1 protein-coding gene and 1 tRNA gene are annotated in these 469 nt (G+C 40.9%); both read left to right on the plus strand.

Annotated features, from left to right (window positions below; genetic code table 11):
- The first annotated feature begins 118 nt into the window (after positions 1-118).
- Positions 119-209, plus strand: a tRNA-Ser gene (locus tag AB4558_RS21980).
- Between the two features lie 85 nt (positions 210-294).
- Positions 295-469 (plus strand): DUF6538 domain-containing protein (locus tag AB4558_RS21985; RefSeq protein WP_372159109.1); only part of this gene is annotated, 175 nt, incomplete at its 3' end.

Raw genomic sequence — 469 nt, forward strand, 5'->3', positions numbered from 1 at the left:
CATCGCCAGGCTTTAAATTTATTTTCACTTTTTTGAAAGGTGAAGACAAAAGGTATCGTTACTTGCATTAGCAAATAACAACCTCAACAGTGTACTAATCTGTTGATGACAATTTGTTGGAGGGATGGCTGAGTGGTCGAAAGCACCGGTCTTGAAAACCGGCAACCGTTAATAGCGGTTCTAGGGTTCAAATCCCTATCCCTCCACCACTCTTAAAGATTAAACCGCTGTTTTTACAGCGGTTTTTTCGTATCTAAAGCCTCGAAAATCATCTCGCACAGAAAGGTAGCACAGATGTACTTATTGAGACTTCCAAATAGCGTATACTACACACGTATCGCCACCCCACTTTCACTGCGTAGCAGCGGTTATCCCAAAGAGTTTAAATTCTCTCTTCTAACTCGTGAACGTAAAGTCGCTTACCTGAGAAATATCGAACAGGTTCAATTATACCAATCCGGAAAATTAA

The sequence above is a fragment of the Vibrio sp. 10N.222.51.C5 genome, assembly GCF_041474575.1.
GTDB classification, from domain to species: domain Bacteria; phylum Pseudomonadota; class Gammaproteobacteria; order Enterobacterales; family Vibrionaceae; genus Vibrio; species Vibrio crassostreae_C.